The 16,537-nt window shown below is 65.0% G+C and carries 14 protein-coding genes; 7 read left to right on the top strand and 7 right to left on the bottom strand.

The annotated features are described in order from the left end of the window. Window positions 1-41 precede the first annotated feature (41 nt). The 7 genes from JOF42_RS02670 to rpmH form a co-directional block, all read right to left on the bottom strand. On the bottom strand, window positions 42-497 hold the full coding sequence (locus tag JOF42_RS02670; protein ID WP_210096439.1) for an ATP-binding protein: 456 nt from the start codon (window positions 495-497) through the stop codon (window positions 42-44). A 2,899-nt stretch (window positions 498-3,396) separates the two neighbouring features. After that, a complete protein-coding gene (gene rsmG, locus JOF42_RS02675; protein ID WP_210096440.1) occupies window positions 3,397-4,020 on the bottom strand; it encodes a 16S rRNA (guanine(527)-N(7))-methyltransferase RsmG in 624 nt (207 codons plus the stop codon). 34 nt (window positions 4,021-4,054) lie between these two features. Continuing rightward, on the bottom strand, window positions 4,055-4,546 hold the full coding sequence (locus JOF42_RS02680) for a Jag family protein (RefSeq protein WP_210096441.1): 492 nt from the start codon (window positions 4,544-4,546) through the stop codon (window positions 4,055-4,057). After that, a complete protein-coding gene (yidC, locus tag JOF42_RS02685; protein ID WP_210096442.1) occupies window positions 4,543-5,613 on the bottom strand; it encodes a membrane protein insertase YidC in 1,071 nt (356 codons plus the stop codon). Before yidC ends, JOF42_RS02680 begins: the two co-directional genes overlap by 4 nt. A 3-nt stretch (window positions 5,614-5,616) precedes the next feature. Beyond that, on the bottom strand, window positions 5,617-5,967 hold the full coding sequence (gene yidD / locus JOF42_RS02690; protein ID WP_210096443.1) for a membrane protein insertion efficiency factor YidD: 351 nt from the start codon (window positions 5,965-5,967) through the stop codon (window positions 5,617-5,619). Next, a complete protein-coding gene (gene rnpA / locus JOF42_RS02695) occupies window positions 5,964-6,308 on the bottom strand; it encodes a ribonuclease P protein component (protein WP_210096444.1) in 345 nt (114 codons plus the stop codon). The genes yidD and rnpA overlap by 4 nt, the downstream gene beginning before the upstream one ends. Window positions 6,309-6,314: 6 nt before the next feature. Next, window positions 6,315-6,452, bottom strand: coding sequence for a 50S ribosomal protein L34 (gene rpmH, locus JOF42_RS02700; protein WP_022889115.1), 138 nt, complete (start codon window positions 6,450-6,452; stop codon window positions 6,315-6,317). A 441-nt stretch (window positions 6,453-6,893) separates the two neighbouring features. Between rpmH and dnaA the strand changes: the two genes are divergently transcribed. The 7 genes from dnaA (at window position 6,894) to gyrB (ending at window position 16,508) form a co-directional block, all read left to right on the top strand. Further along, complete coding sequence (gene dnaA / locus JOF42_RS02705) at window positions 6,894-8,162, top strand: chromosomal replication initiator protein DnaA (protein WP_372443573.1); 1,269 nt, start codon at window positions 6,894-6,896, stop codon at window positions 8,160-8,162. A 494-nt stretch (window positions 8,163-8,656) separates the two neighbouring features. Beyond that, on the top strand, window positions 8,657-9,799 hold the full coding sequence (gene dnaN, locus JOF42_RS02710) for a DNA polymerase III subunit beta (protein ID WP_210096446.1): 1,143 nt from the start codon (window positions 8,657-8,659) through the stop codon (window positions 9,797-9,799). Window positions 9,800-9,946: 147 nt separating this feature from the next. After that, entirely contained in the window at window positions 9,947-10,711 is a 765-nt protein-coding gene (locus tag JOF42_RS02715; protein ID WP_210096447.1) for a cohesin domain-containing protein, read from the top strand. A 50-nt stretch (window positions 10,712-10,761) separates the two neighbouring features. Continuing rightward, a complete protein-coding gene (locus JOF42_RS02720; RefSeq protein ID WP_307803518.1) occupies window positions 10,762-12,576 on the top strand; it encodes an amidase family protein in 1,815 nt (604 codons plus the stop codon). An 87-nt stretch (window positions 12,577-12,663) separates the two neighbouring features. After that, window positions 12,664-13,824, top strand: coding sequence for a DNA replication/repair protein RecF (gene recF / locus JOF42_RS02725; RefSeq protein ID WP_210096448.1), 1,161 nt, complete (start codon window positions 12,664-12,666; stop codon window positions 13,822-13,824). Next, a complete protein-coding gene (locus JOF42_RS02730) occupies window positions 13,817-14,320 on the top strand; it encodes a DciA family protein (protein WP_056310963.1) in 504 nt (167 codons plus the stop codon). The genes recF and JOF42_RS02730 overlap by 8 nt, the downstream gene beginning before the upstream one ends. A 118-nt stretch (window positions 14,321-14,438) precedes the next feature. Beyond that, window positions 14,439-16,508 carry a DNA topoisomerase (ATP-hydrolyzing) subunit B gene (gyrB, locus tag JOF42_RS02735; RefSeq protein ID WP_210096449.1) on the top strand — a complete coding sequence of 690 codons (2,070 nt, stop codon included), beginning with the start codon at window positions 14,439-14,441 and terminating at the stop codon, window positions 16,506-16,508. The last annotated feature ends 29 nt before the right edge of the window (window positions 16,509-16,537 follow it).

The raw sequence follows: 16,537 nt of genomic DNA on the forward strand, positions 1-16,537 counted from the left end.
GCGTGATGACGCGCTCGGGCCGGGTCGGGCACGGCGATGTTTCACGTGGAACGTTCGGCGTTCGCTAGCCGAACGATCTCTCGCGCGATGTCGAGCAGGGGTCGAGTGGCATCGATCTCGACCGTCGCACCTCTACGCAAGAGTGGTTCCACCGATCGCAGATAGCCCCGGATCTCCGCACGTTCCTCTTCCGACGATCCGTACGGGTTCGTCGAACGGTTCTGAACCCGCTCGATGATCACCTCCTCCGGCGCCGAGAGCAGCACCACATGATCGAACCGATCGTAGAACTGGCCCTGGTTCTCGGCGGTCCCCGACACGACGACGCTTTCATGCCCCGCCAAGGCTTCGTCCATACGCCGCGCGTCCCAGATCCCAGCTGAAGTCTTCCAGTCTCCGTAGTCCGTATCGATCACGAACTGGCCCCACTCCCCCAGCACCTCGAGGAGACTGGACTTCCCCACGCCCGACATACCTGTGATGAGTACCCGAACCATGGCTCCACGGTATCTGCGTTTCACGTGAAACGAGCGCAGTTCACCGACTCCGCGCTACCGACATCAGCTGCTCCTCGACCGCGATGTAGGAAAACATTGGAGAGCAGACAGGATTCCCGTGCTCAGCCCCACACCTAGTTCTGACAGGTGCCTCTGGTGGGGCGCGTTTCAGCGCCCCAGTCCACTCTCGTGCGCCGAAATCTTGTCATGGTGGCGTCCATGCAGCAGGCTGGCGCCGTTGTGCCATGGGATCCGATGATGTTCGAACACTGTTCTTACACCCGCAGCGCAGATTCCCGCTCTCCTTCTCTCAGAGTGCGCATCGGACAGGGCCTTCTGTGAGTGGAGCTCCGTAGACCCCTCAGACGAAGAGCTCCACAATCAGCGGTACACCCACGCGAACTGCACCCCACAACGAGCATGTTTCACGTGAAACACGTCGCCGGGGACACCCCCAGTGGCTCGTAGATGCCGGGGATGACGCCGTCGAGTGGACGACGGCGAGCGGCACATCGACGCGGCTTCCACCGAGAAACACAGTGGAGAGACACTCGCGGTCAGTCTGCGTCGGCTCGCGCCCATGGCCCCGTACTCACCTACTGCCGATCCTCACTCCGAGTCACGGGATCGATCCCCGGCGAGCCGTTGACGCGAGATCAAGCCCGAGTTGCCAGTCGCAGGTGCCGCCCATCACGCCTGAATTTGGGCATCTCGAGGCCGCAGGATGAGGGAAGCGGGCACGGGAGAGCGATTCGGCCGTGTGGAGGCAGTGAGTTCGATAACGGCAAGGCCTTCATCGCATTGGAGTCCCCCGTTGCATCCTTCCCATCCTCATGAGAGCGATACGTCATCCGGCCTCCACCGATAGGTCACTCGAGCGCATTTCGCACGGCACCGGCGGGACATCGGGTGATGACGATGGTCATGAGGTGCCAACCTTCGCCCGCGCATTCCGCAGCCAGCGGACGAGTAACCCTGCATAGCTATTGAGCCGAGCGTCTGCGAAACCGGCCACACCGAGTGAACAGAACACCGACGTTTCACGTGAAACATACGAACAAGCCGACTGAATCGCGCGCACCCGCTGCCCTTGCCACTGCCACTGCCACTGCCACTGCCACTGCCACTGCCACTGCCACTGCCACTGCCACTGCCACTCTCCCCTTCCTTCTCACCACATCACGAGCGGTGTGATCACACCCATTCGCCCTCCCGTAAGCCGAGACACGCGCCGGCCGAGGTACACGCCACCCAGACACTCGCCAGAACAGACACGCGCCAGCCGAACTACGCGCCAGCCGACACACTCGCCAGCCGAAACACGTGTAAGCCGAGACAAACGCAGCCCCAAAGACTGTGATGTCTCGCCCCGAATCCCAGGACCGCACGACCCCACGACGCCACGACCGCAGGACCCAACTTCCCCACTCCACCACAACCCCCAACCCCACGACCCCACGACCCCACGACCCCACGACCCCACGACCCCACGACAGCATCCGGTGTCTGCGCAGCTCGCCCGGGGCAGACGAGATGTCGGCGCCTGACCGTCCCCCTCTCACAGGAAATGGGGATCCGGGCGAGAGCCAGAGAATGCCCACCCCTGGGCAGGAATGTGTGTCGTACACCACAGAGCGCTGCACTGACGTTGGCGATCCCGGCCGCGCGACACCTTGTGGGGCCGCAGCCGTCCCCGTCTGACTGAAGGCGCCCGCCTGTAGGTGCACCACCATGGGCACCACTCAGTCCGCGGGACTTTCCCCGAACGCGAGATTCACACGGAACACGACTCCGTACGCAGGCAGAGGCAGAGGCAGAGGCAGAGGCAGAGGCAGAGGCAGAGGCAGAGGCAGAGGCAGAGGCAGAGGCAAGCTTGGCGTTCATAGGCACCGTTTCACGTGAAACATCTGCAGATCGTCGCCGATGGGTTGCCTGCACCTCTCGCCAGTACTTACTGGCATAGGGGTTGTAGTCTCCGCTGGATTACGTGTTGCACGTGAAACGTGGCACATGACGTCCGCCGACCCTCGTCCGCCTGGTGCCACAAACCAACCGGTGGACGCCTGACTTGCATATGCGCCGCTGGTTTCACGTGAAACACCACCTGTCTACATGTGCAACCCAGTGGCCAGGTCGTGCCAACATCCGAGAACTCCGTGCCTTGGCTGCACCTACACCGCCACCTACATCTCAGTTTCACGTGAAACGCCCGGACCTTTGCCGTCTCTGGCAGCGGCACGCGGGACTGGCTGCCGCATTCGCGAGTGCGAGCCATCGGTCCAGTAGTAACCGGTTCATGGACGCCTGCACTCAGCGAAGCATGATGAGTCCCCGCTGGCCGCGGGCCGGTAGGACCCCTGGTGCTGCACCCGCCCTCTCGTCGACAGCACTCCCAGACCCCACAACAACAGCGACGCTACGATCCAAAACCGTCCGCTACGCCGCCACACCACCTACATCCCCGGTCCCAACGGCGGAATCAGCCCACACACTCAGGCCCGACCCCTACCCGCAGCCTCTGTGCTGAGTGAACCGGGAGCACAGCTTCCACGCCATGTTTCACGTGAAACAACACGGCAACGGAACAGAAGGGTCCCTCACTGCTGAACGGGAGCCGGAGCGCAGATCACTCAGCCCTTGATGCCAACACTCGGCGCGCGGGTCAGGCCCGAGATGCACGACAGACACCGGTGCGACCGCATCCGACGAACAGGCGCTGGGAAGCGAAGTCGGTGACTGACCATGCCGATGCACTGCCCTTACCGACGCGAATCAACGCGACAGCCCACCCGACGGGCCCCGAAACCGGCAGAGGCATTCCCTCCACGAGAACAACGGCGACCCCGCCCAGGTGATCCACACACACGAGACGCGACCGGTCACGCGTGAAGGACGAGTCTCAGCGGACGACGGCCCGAACGACGCGGGTGATCTCAGGAAGAACGCCCTCTCCGAGCACCTCTACCCGCACATCCGACAACCGGAACTTCTTGATCTGCTTCTGTGCGGCGTCGATCTCGTTCGCGGCGTTCATACCCTTGAGCACAGTCAGCTCTCCACCGTCACGAACCAGCGGTGCCGTCAACGGGATGAGTGTCTTGAGCGCACTCACAGCACGCGCGGTGACGACGTCGAATCCCACGGGACATCGAACGTCCTCTGCGCGGGCACGCAGCACATCGACGTTGTCCAGACCGAGCTCCTCGACCTGCTCGGTCAACCAGGTGACGCGGCGTTCCATCGGCTCGATGAGAGTCCAGTGCACATCGGGGCACGCAATCGCGAGGACGATTCCAGGCAGCCCGGCTCCGGACCCGATGTCGGCAACGGAACCGTGGAACAGCGGAGCAGCGATCACGCTGTTCAAGATGTGACGCGTCCACAGACGGGGGAGCTCCAGAGGACCGATGAGCCCGCGCTCCTCCCCTTGGTCAGCGAGAGCGGCGGTGAACTGCCGCGCGAGCTCGATGCGATCGCCGAACAGGTCCACCGCAACCGCGGGCTCGACCTCCAGAGCACTCACCAACTCATGCCGATCCGACGCTCCGCCTGATGCATCAGCGACGACGGAGGACCGTGTGGCGGTCTGCGCCCTCACCGTACGACTCAGAGACAAGTCCCTGGTCAGCGGCAATATCGTGCACCAGTTTGCGCTCGTAGCTGGACATCGCCGGCAGCGACGCCTGGGTGGCACCCTCATCGAGCTTCGCAGCCGCCGCGTTGACCAGCGTCTCGAGCTGACGACGACGGGTGTCGCGGGATCCACCGATGTCGAGGATCAGGCGCGAGAACGAACCGGTCTTGCTCTGCACAGCGAGTCGCGTGAGCTCCTGAAGAGCCTGCACCGTGTCGGGTGCCGAGAGCAGAGCGAGTCCATCGCCCTCCGCCTCGACAGAGACATAGGCACGACCCTGGCGCACATCGAGGTTGAGATCGCCATCGATGTCGGCGATGTCGAGAAGTTCTTCGAGGTAGTCGGCTGCGACGTCGCCCTCGTTCTCCAGCTCGGCGACCGTGGGCTCCACGGTCTCAGTCACGTTGTCGGTCACGAACCGCTCCCCTTCTTCTTCGAACGCTTCTTACCCACGGGCTGCTGACGCTTGGGAGTCTGTGCCTTCGCACGCTCCGCCTCTTCGAGCATCCGCTGCTGCTCTGCCTCGTAGGCAGCCATCGGAACGACCTTGCCCGACGAGTCGATCGCCTTGCCCTTGCGAGCGAGGCGCTCCTCGCGTGCCTTGGCTGCTTCCGACCCGGGTGTCGGCATCTCGCGGATGACGAGGAACTGCTGTCCCATCGTCCAGAGGTTGGAGATGAACCAGTACACGACGACGCCGAGCGGGAAGAAGATGCCCGAGAAGATGAAGCCCAGCGGAAGGATGTAGAGCATGATCTTCTGCATCTGGTACGCCTGGCCGGTCTTGGCCTCGGGCGACAGGTTCTTCGAGATGATCTGCAGCTGAGTGAAGAACTGCGACGCGATCATGAGCACGACGAGCGTGACCAGGATGACGATCGCCGTGGTGTTTCCGGCATCCACCGCGTTGCCGAGCGTCTCGTGCAGAGACGCGACACCGAAGAGCTCCGCGTTGTAGAACTGCTCCGTGAGCTCGGCGTTCAGTAGACCGACGCCACCGACGCCGAGATTGTGGTGCTTCGAGACGTCACTGAGAACGCTGAACAGCGAGAAGAAGATGGGCATCTGCACGAGCAGAGGCAGGCAGCTCGACATCGGCGTCGTGCCGTGCTTCTTGTACAGGCCCATCGTCTCGCGGCTCATCGCCTCACGAGAGAGCTGATCCTTCTTGCCCCGGTACTTCTCCTGAACCTTTCGCAGTTCAGGGGCAATTTCCATCATCTTTCGCTGGCTCTTGATCTGCTTCACGAAGAGCGGGATCAGAGCGGCACGCACGACGATGACGAGGCCGACGATCGATAGCACCCAGGTCAGGCCGGACGCGGCAGGAAGGCCGACGGCGGTCAGCAGCCAGTGCCAGGCGACGAGCACCATCTCGACCAGCCACTTGAGCGGCCAGAGGATGGTTCCGATCAGGTCGAAGCCGCCGGACGCAGGCGCCGGCGAGGGAGTGGTGCTGGCGAGCAGAAGGTCAAGACCCACCGATCAGTCCTTTCGGGAAGGGACGACGAAACCGTGAGCGGTCAGGTCATAGCGGAAGTGTTCGTGCGGACGGACGTCATCGACGCCGCCGTGGCTCCAGGGATTGCAACGGAGGATGCGCCATGCCGAGCGCATCGTTCCCCGCACGGCGCCGTGCTGTTGCACCGCACCTACAGCGTAAGCCGAACAGGATGGGTAGTAGGCACAGACGTCTCCGTACATCGGAGAGATCACCTTGCGGTAACCCGTGAGGAAGCCGAGCACCAGGTTTCGCGGAAGCAGCGGGATGCTGCGCAGCAGATCCCCTGAACGCACGTGTGCCGTGCCGATCGACGAGGCGGGAAGAGCGGTCATGACCGGGCCCGCGCGAGTCGGGCGAGGCAGCGGTTCACGTCGGCGCTCAGCTCGGCGTAACTGGCGTCGGCGGACGCAGGAAGGGCACGGATGACGACATCCGTGCCCTCGGGAACCCGCGGAAGCGCTTCCGCGCAGACGGCTTTGAGTCGCCGACGCACAGTGTTGCGCACCACAGCGGTACCCACCTGCTTACTGATGATGAATCCGAACCTCGCGGCTCTGCTCTCGCCGGTCGTCAGCATGGAGGTGACGACCTTGGCTCCGCCACAACGGGATCCGCGTCGAACGACCAGTCGATAGTCGCTCCCGCGGGTCACACGAAACGGGCGGGCGAGCACAGCGATTTACGCGGAGAGCTCGGTGCGGCCCTTCGCGCGACGAGCCGAAAGGATGGCACGGCCGGCGCGGGTGCGCATGCGAAGGCGGAAGCCGTGCTTCTTGGCGCGACGACGGTTGTTGGGCTGGAAGGTGCGCTTGCTCATGAAATCACTCCGGGAATGCTGCCACCGGGATCGATTTGACCGGAGACATAGGGATCTGCCATTCAGGCATAAGTCAACCGATTAAGGGTACGTCCTGACGGCGCGCAGAGCAAATCTGCGCGCTTCGACCTCGACCTCCGGCACGATCCGCACAGCTATTATCCACAACCTCCGCCGTGCACGTATGCGCAACACGCGCGCGGAATCCCGGAGGCAGGTTGCCGTTCCCAGCCGCGGTGACTACCGTGGCATCCGAAGTTATCCACAGGGGGGCCGCCTTTTCTCGACGCCCCTCCGCATCCCCCAGCACGGAGCGTCATGTCATCACCTGCCCAGCCCGACGTTCCGATCTGGACCACGGTGCAGGATCTGCTCGAGGCAGACGACCGGGTGACTCCGCAGCTGCAGGGATTCCTGAGTCTCGCCGTTCCCGCCGGAGTCATGGCTGCGACGCTCTATCTCGAGGTCCCGAACGACCTGACGGCCGCGCAGATCAACAAGCGTCTGCGGCTGCCGATCATGGAGGCGCTCTCGCACATCGGCCAGGAGGTCACCTCGTACCGCGTGGTCGTGAATCACGAGCTCGCCGAGCAGCCCACCGCCCCGATCGCCGTCGCCGACTACGGACGACAGGAGCAGATCCGCGTCGAGTCCCCGATGGAGCAGCCCACGCAGCTGCGCCACGAATCGCGACTCAATCCGAAGTACACCTTCGACAACTTCGTCATCGGTCAGTCCAACCGCTTCGCGCACGCCGCAGCCGTCGCCGTCGCCGAGGCGCCGGCCAAGGCCTACAACCCTCTCTTCATCTACGGAGACTCGGGTCTGGGCAAGACCCACCTCCTCCACGCGATCGGCGACTATGCGCAGTCCCTCTATGCGGGGGTGAAGGTGAGGTACGTGTCGAGCGAGGAGTTCACGAACGACTTCATCAACTCCATCGCCAACAACCGCGGTGCCGCCTTCCAGGCTCGCTACCGCGACGTCGACATCCTCCTCATCGACGACATCCAGTTCCTGCAGGGTCGTGCGGAGACTCAGGAGGCGTTCTTCCACACCTTCAACACGCTCCACGATCACAACAAGCAGGTCGTGATCACCAGCGATGTGGCGCCGAAGCACCTGACCGGCTTCGAGGACCGTATGCGGAGCCGCTTCGAGTGGGGTCTGATCACCGACGTCCAGGCGCCCGACCTCGAGACGCGTATCGCGATCCTCCGCAAGAAGGCGCAGAGCGAGGCGCTCCATATTCCCGACGAAGTACTCGAGTACATCGCGACCGTGGTCTCGTCGAACATCCGCGAACTCGAGGGCGCCCTCATCCGCGTCTCGGCGTTCGCGAGCCTGAACCGCTCCGCGCTCGACATCTCCCTCGCCCAGACCGTGCTGCGCGACATCATCGACACGGCGGAAGACAACATCATCTCGCCGACCGACATCATCACGGCGACCGCTCAGTACTTCAAGCTCACGGTCGACGACCTCTACGGCTCGAGTCGGTCCCAGCAGATCGCCACCTCTCGACAGATCGCCATGTATCTGTGCCGTGAGCGCACGAGCCTCTCACTGCCGAAGATCGGTCAGCTGTTCGGCAACCGCGATCACACGACCGTCATGTACGCCTACAAGAAGATCAGCGAACTCATGAAGGAGCGCCGTTCGATCTACAACCAGGTGACCGAGATCACCACGCAGCTCGGTCGACGCTGAGCGCACGCTGCCTCGAAAAAGGGGGTCGCAGGGTCCGTCAGGACGCTGCGACCCCCTTCTCGTGCGTCTGAGCGGCATGCGCGAGTCCGGATAGATGCCAGTTTGCACATGTGGATAACTTGTGGATGGATCCCGATCAGGTCGGGACGAATGTGGGGGAAACGGGCCAACCTGTGGATAACTACGGGAGAGTGCTCCGACCGGCAGACCCCCTCCACCCGCGGATTCCTCAGGGATTCCACAAGTGACAAGCGTGTAGTTCCCTACTCGCGTCTGCTTTCCACCGAGTTATCCACAGTATCCACAGGTGTTAACACCGTTAAGGAGTTAATTCATTTCAGGGGCGATCCGATCACCAGACGGTGGGGAAACTCCGACAGGCCCGAGGTTCGACCCGGCCGTAGGGATCCGACCGACTGTGGGGCTAGCATGGGAAGCCCTGCACAGGCAGGACCGATGACGACACGTCTCAGAACGACGACAAGGGAGCACCCGTGAGGTTTCAGGTCAACCGCGATGTCTTCAGCGAGGCAGTCTCGTTCGTCGTCAAGCTGCTTCCGCAGCGCAACCCTCAGCCGATCCTCGCCGGAGTCCTGATCGAAGCAGACGGCTCCGGCCTCACGCTGTCGGCCTTCGACTACGAAGCCTCGGCACGGACGACCATCGAAGCCACCGTCGAGACACCGGGCACGATCCTGGTCCACGGTCGCCTCCTCTCCGACATCGCGAGCCGACTTCCGAACGCTCCGATCGAGATCGCCGTGGAAGACGACGGCAGCATCACCGTCAGCTGCGGATCCGCTCGATTCACGCTCGCCGCCATGCCGGTCGAGGAATATCCCTCGATCCCCGAGGTCTCCGGCTCCTCCGGCGTCGTTCCCGCCGATGACTTCGGCACAGCCATCGCACAGGTCGGTTTCGCAGCATCCCGCGACGATGTCACTCCGGTGCTCACCGGCGTGCAGCTCGAGGTCTCCGGTCACACGCTGAGCCTCGTCGCCACCGACCGTTACCGCGTGTCGCTTCGCGATGTGCCCTGGGACGGGGAGGCCGTCGAGGCCACCGCACTCGTCCCCGCACGAACGCTCCTCGAGGTCGGAAAGACGTTCGGCCACGCCGGCACGATCCAGATCGCCTTCTCCGGAGCCGGCGACCGCGAGATCATCGCGTTCACGGCAGGCAACAAGACCGTGACCTCGCTGCTGATCAAGGGAAACTTCCCGCCCGTGCGCCGTCTGTTCCCCGAGCAGACCGAGCACTACGCAGTCGTCAACACCGCCGACCTCGTCGAGGCCGTGCGCCGAGTGTCGCTCGTGCTCGACCGTGCCGCTCCGCTGCGTTTCACGTTCGCGAGCGACGGCGTCACGATGGATGCCTCGGGCAGCGAGCACGCGCGGGCATCCGAGTCCGTCGATGCGATCCTCTCGGGCGGCGACGAGGTCACTCTCGGCCTCAACCCCCAGTACCTCATCGAGGCACTGGGCGCCGTGAAGAGCGAGTTCGTCCGCGTCACGTTCACGTCGAGCGACAACGCGAACAAGCTCAGCCCGGTGCTGATCACGAGCCAGACGTCGGTCGACCAGGCCGGACTCGACTCGTTCAAGTACCTGCTGCAGCCCAACCTCCTGCTGCGCTGAGCCCCGGCTCCCTGCCGTTACGTGCCGGAAACGGCACCGCTCAGAACGCGTAACACCCGACTGCGAGAGTCAGCCGTACCCCCAGAGCACGGCTGCTCCGCATAGCCGTGCGGCCGCGCTCGTCTCTCCAGACGAAAGACGTTCCGCATGCCAGAAAATCCCCCTGCCCGGTTCCGCCGATTGCGCGCGCTCGGAGCCGGAGTCGCACTCACGGCCATGGCCTTCCTCGCGTTCGGCGCGGCGTCCCCCGCCTCCGCGGTCGTCGTCCCCGACTCTTATGACACCGCCGCACTGATGGCTGCCCCGACTTCGGTGTCCGTCGGGGACACGATCACCGTCACCGCGGTCTTCACCGGCCTCGTCGACGCATATGCGTATGAGCTCGACATCGCCTACGACCCCGAACTGCTCGCGTTCGTGGCCGACAGCGACATCCTGCCGTCGGGCGGGTTCGGATCGGCGACGGATTCGGGCAGTGAGATCGCGGTCGCCGCAACACGGCTCGGAACCTCCCCCGGCCTCACCGGGACGCAGACCCTGGTGACTCTCAGCTTCACCGCGCTCGACGCGGGCGACGCCTCGCTCGCGATCGCCTCCGGGCGCATCGTGGACTCGGCCGCCGAGCCGTTCACGGTCGATGCCGCTGCGGCGAGCACGTCGACGACGGTGGAGATCACCGCCGATGGGGATTCCGAGCCGGGACCCGGTGACGGCGGCTCCGACGGCAGCGACCCCGACCCCGACTCGGGCTCCGGGTCCGACTCAGGCTCCGGAACGGGTGCGGGCACGACGACGGACGGCTCGCTCGCCGTCACCGGTGCGGACGCCGCACCGTGGCTGATCCTCGGCGCCGGAGCCATCGCCGCCATCGCGGCGGGCACCGTCATCGCTGTGCGACGGAGGACCCGATGACCGCGCACGACGTCAGAGAAGAGAACCGGAACAACAGGAGAGACACCACCGTGAAGAAGACAACCCTGCGGATCGTCGCCGCCGTGTCGGTCGCGGGTTCCACGATCGTCGCGGCAGGCATGGCGAGCGGAGCCGCGACCGCGGCGCCGGTGCCGGCATCCGTCAGCCTCCCGCCCTACTACAGCGAGCTCGACGTGACCGGCGACGAGATGGTGACGACCGCGGATCTGTCCGTCGCCGCGGATTCCCTCGGCCTCACGGAGGAATCGCCGGGCTGGTCACGTGTGTCCGTCCTCGACACGGATGCCGACGGCGAGCTCACGGTCCTCGATCTCGCGGATCTCTCGCGGCGGATCATCTACGACGACGGGCCCCTCGAGCTGGTCGAGGCGTCGGTGATCGACATGCAGGCGGCGATGAATGCGGGAGTGGTGACCTCGGAGAGCATCACTCAGGAGTACCTCGACAGGATCGCGGCGTATGACCGTACCGTCGTGCCCGGCGGAAGTCGTCCGCTCAACTCGATCATCACGGTGAACGAGCAGGCGCTCGCGAGTGCGGCCGCCGCCGACGAGATCCGTGCCTCCCAGGGCATGACGAGCATGCTCCTGGGCGTGCCGATCGCTCTGAAGGACAACTACGACACGGTTGACATGGTCACCACCGGTGGATGCGCCTGCTGGAACGAGAATCAGACGGCGACCGACGCTTCGATGGTCACGGGCCTGCGGAGCGATGGCGCCGTGATCCTGGCGAAGGCCAGCCTCGACGAGTTCGCGTATGGATTCGTCTCCGAGTTCTCGTCGTTCCAGGATCCGGGTGCGACCTCTCTCGTGGCGAGCCCGTACGACACGACGAAGACCGCCGGCGGGTCCAGCGGCGGCACGGGGGCCGCGATCTCGGCGAACCTCGCCGCGATCGGCTTCGGCACCGACACCGGGGGATCCATCCGCGTCCCGTCGTCGTACAACCAGCTCGTCGGCGTTCGCCCCACCGTGGGTCTGGCCAGCCGCGACGGCATCATCCCGCTGGCGTTGTCGCAGGACACCGGCGGGCCGATGGCCCGATCGGTCATCGACGCGGCCGTCGCGCTCGACGCGGTGGTCGGGGTCGACGACGCCGACCCGGTCACCTCGCGACAGCAGGGTCTGGTGCCCGATTCGTACACCTCGTTCCTCGACCCGGATGCTCTGCAGGGAGCGCGCATCGGCTACGTCACGTCGATGGTCGGCAGCAACGCCGGCACCGTACGACTCTTCTCGGAAGCGACGGCGGCGCTGACCGCCCAGGGCGCGACGGTGGTGACCGTCACGCCTCCGTCCGGGTTCGCCGCGGTGCTGAACGAGGGCTCCGGATCGACCAACGAGTTCCTCCATGATCTCGACGAGTACATCGCCACCCACCTCGGCCCGGAGGTCGAGGCGCGGACCCTGACCGACATCCTCGCGACGAACAGCTTCGTGACCTCACGGCGATCGATCTACGAGGCGCGGAACGCGGTCACCGATGCGACCTACCAGGCGTGGGCGGGTGAGACCGGTTCGCACACTGTGCAGCTGGCGGCCGGAAAGACGCTCGTGACGCAGATGATGGAGGATCTCGATCTCGACGCGATCATCTATCCGAGCACGAACGCGTACGGGACCCAGGGAACGAACATGAGGCTGAGCCCGAACACCGGAATGCCGTCGGTCACCGTGCCGATGGGGCAGACGGTCGCGGGTGAGACACTGCCGGGCAGCGGTGTGAACCTCGAGTTCCTCGGACGCGACTTCGACGAGGGAACGCTCCTCGGCCTGGCCTACGCGTTCGAGCAGACGACGGATGCCCGGACGTCGCCGTCGCTCTACGGACCGCTCCCGTGATCCACGGCCCGCGACTGCTCGAGATCGGGCGGTCGCGGGCCCGGCTCCCGGGCGTCCGATGTCAGACGCCGAAGGTAGGCTGACAGCGTGATTGTGGAACACCTGAGCCTGGTCGATTTCCGCAATTACGCGACCGCTGATCTCGCCCTGCACAAGGGCCCCAACGTGCTCGTTGGTCGAAACGGCCAGGGAAAGACGAATCTCGCCGAGGCTGTCGTCTTCCTCGCGACCCTGGGTTCGCACCGAGTCTCATCCGATGCGCCCATGGTCCGCGAAGGTCAGGATTTCGCGATCATCCGTGCGCGTCTGTCGCACGGCGAGCGTCGCGTGCTCGTCGAGGTGCAGGTCAACAAGCAGGGGTCGAACAAGGCCCGCATCAACGGCTCGCCGTCGAAGACCAACGAACTCCCCCGCTACGCGCACGTCGTCCTGTTCGCTCCCGAAGACCTGCAGATCGTGCGGGGCGACCCCTCGGCGCGACGCCGCTTCGTCGACCAGCTGCTCATCCAGCGCACGCCGCGGATGTCGTCGGTGCTCGCCGACTACGACCGCGTGCTCAAGCAGCGCAACGCTCTGCTCAAATCGGCGCGTGCTCGCGGCATCAAGGGCGAGGGTCTCAGCACGCTCGACGTGTGGGACGACAAGCTCGTGTCGCTCGGGGCCGAGATCATCACCGCCCGCCAGCGGCTCGCGACCGATCTGCAGCAGCCGGTGGCCGAGGCGTATGCCGCGATCGCCGGTGAGGATCACCGCCCACAGCTCGACTGGGCGCTCTCGGTGCGAGGCGCAGACCCCGAAGAGGGAGTGGATGCTCCGGCCGAGACCTCCGGCGACATCGCCGAGATGTTCCACGCAGCGCTTCTCGCGAAGAGGTCCAACGAACTCGACCGCGGCCTCACGCTCACCGGACCTCATCGCGACGATCTGGTGCTGCGCGTCCGCGGTCTTCCGGTCAAAGGGTATGCGTCCCATGGCGAATCCTGGTCGGTGGCGCTCGCCCTGCGCCTCGCCTCCGCGGAGCTGCTGCGCAGCGAATCCCCCGCCGGCGACCCGGTGCTGATCCTCGATGACGTGTTCGCCGAGCTCGATGCCGACCGCCGGCAGCGCCTCGCGGCGCTGACCGCCGGATACGAGCAGGTGGTGGTGACCGCGGCGGTGGAGGAGGATATCCCCGAGGTCCTGCACGCCCACGTGGTGCGGATCTCGGCGGGAACCATCAGCGACGAGAGAGAGGTGACCGATGACTGACGTCGCAGCCGTTCCGGCACCCGAGACCCCCGAGACCGTCGCCACCTACCTGCGTCTGCGTGGCCTCGCGCCGAGTTCGAAGTCGTGGAAGCGCAAGCGCCGCATCGTCACCGATGACGACAACGCTCCGTTCACCCCGGGGCGCGACCCGGGAGCGCTCGGCGCTGTGCTCGACAAGCTCAGTCGGGATTCGGGGTGGCAGAAGACGCTGGCTCGCGAAGACCTGGTGCGTCAGTGGGCCGATCTGGCCGGCAGCGACACCGCGAAGCACTCTGAGCCCGTCTCGCTCGAACGCGGTGTGCTCACCGTGAAGTGCGACTCGACGGCCTGGGCGAAGAACCTCCAGTACATGCGCGGGACGATCCTCACCGAGATCGGACGACGGTATCCGGATGCCGGTGTCGAGAATCTGCGCTTCATCGGACCGGACGTACCCTCGTGGAAATGGGGTCCCAGAGTCGTTCCAGGGCGGGGCCCGCGAGACACCTACGGGTAGGACACCACGGATGGGGTCCGACACGCTCAGAGGGCCACAGGTGGCCGCTCAGCCGCATCTCGACACGAAAAGCCGCTAGACTGGGAGTTCGTGATATCGATGTGGAGAATGCCCTCTGATGACGCCTGAATCCCCCGCTGACGAGACGGAATCCACCACCGGGGAGACCCCCGCCACCGAGAACAGGATCTCACCCAAGGTGAAGCAGCCCGGTGAGTACGGTGCCGACTCCATCCAGATCCTCGAGGGTCTCGAAGCCGTCCGCAAGCGCCCGGGTATGTACATCGGATCCACGGGGCCGCGTGGTCTGCACCACCTCGTCTACGAGATCGTCGACAACTCCGTCGACGAGGCCCTGGCAGGGTACGCCGACACGATCTTCGTGACGCTTCTCGAAGACGGCGGCGTCCGCGTGATCGACAACGGCCGCGGTATCCCCGTCGACCCGCACTCCTCCGACCCCACGAAGTCGACCGTCGAGGTCGTGCTGACGATCCTGCACGCGGGTGGAAAGTTCGGCGGCGGTGCCTACGCCGTCTCGGGTGGACTGCACGGCGTCGGCTCCTCCGTGGTGAACGCCCTGTCGACCAGGTTCGACGTCGAGGTGAAGCAGAAGGGCTTCGTCTGGCGGCACAGCTTCGCCAACGGTGGAGTGCCGCAGCAGAAGCTCGAGAAGGGCGAGGCCTCCGACGAGACGGGAACGGCGATCACCTTCTGGCCGGACGCCGAGATCTTCGCCGAGACGACGGACTTCGACTACGACACCCTGCGCACGCGCTTCCAGCAGATGGCGTTCCTCAACAAGGGACTCCGCATCGAGCTGTCCGACGAGCGTCCTGCCTCGGCCTACGAGGTCGAGGTCGACGGTCAGGCGACTCTCACTCAGCCCAACGACGTGTTCTTCTATGAGCGCGGCCTCGTCGACTACGTCGAGTACCTCAACAAGGTGCGCCACGCCGAGGTCGTCAACGACGAGATCATCGCGTTCGAGTCGGAGGACACAGAGCGCAAGATCTCGCTCGAGGTCGCGATGCAGTGGACGACCTCGTACACCGAGAACGTCTTCACCTACGCGAACACGATCAACACGCATGAGGGCGGCACGCACGAAGAGGGCTTCCGTGCGGCGCTGACCACGCTGGTGAACAAGTACGCCAGGGCGAACAACCTTCTCAAGGAGAAGGACGACAACCTGTCGGGCGACGACGTCCGCGAAGGACTCACCGCGGTCATCTCGATCAAGCTCGGCGAGCCGCAGTTCGAGGGTCAGACCAAGACCAAGCTGGGCAACACCGAGGCGAAGGCCTTCGTGCAGAAGGTCGTCGGCGATCAGCTCGGCGACTGGTTCGGTCGAAACCCGAACCAGGCCAAGAACGTGATCCGCAAGGCGATCGACGCGGCCACCGCACGTCTCGCAGCGCGCAAGGCGCGTGAGACCGCCCGTCGCAAGAGCGTCTTCGAGTCGGCGGCGATGCCCGACAAGCTCAAGGACTGCACCAGCAAGGACCCCTCGATCAGCGAGATCTTCCTCGTCGAGGGTGACTCGGCCGGCGGCTCGGCGGTGCAGGGTCGCGACCCGCACACGCAGGCGATCCTGGCGCTGCGAGGCAAGATCCTCAACGTCGAGCGCGCTCGCCTCGACAAGGCCCTCGGCAACAAAGAGGTCCAGGCGATGATCCAGGCCTTCGGCACGGGCATCGGTGAAGAGTTCGACATCGAGAAGGCGCGGTATCACAAGATCGTGCTGATGGCGGATGCCGACGTCGACGGCCAGCACATCACCACGCTGCTGCTCACGCTGCTGTTCCGTTACATGCGCGGGCTGATCGAGGCAGGCTTCGTCTACCTCGCGATGCCGCCGCTCTACCGTCTCAAGTGGTCGAACCAGCCGCACGAGTACGTGTTCAGCGACGCCGAGCGCGATGCGCTGCTCAAGTTCGGGCTCGACAACGGCAAGCGGATCCCGAAGGACGCCGGCATCCAGCGCTACAAGGGTCTCGGCGAGATGAACGCCAAGGAGCTGTGGGAGACCACGATGGATCACACCACGCGGACGCTTCGCCAGGTGACCATCGAGGACGCGGCCGCCGCGGATGAGATCTTCAGCGTGCTGATGGGTGAGGACGTCGAGTCGCGACGCAGCTTCATCCAGCGCAACGCCAAGGACGTCCGCTTCCTCGACATCTGACGCGTCCCCCGCGCCTGCATTCGTTCGAC

Source organism: Microbacterium phyllosphaerae (assembly GCF_017876435.1).
Classification (GTDB): Bacteria; Actinomycetota; Actinomycetes; order Actinomycetales; family Microbacteriaceae; genus Microbacterium; species Microbacterium phyllosphaerae.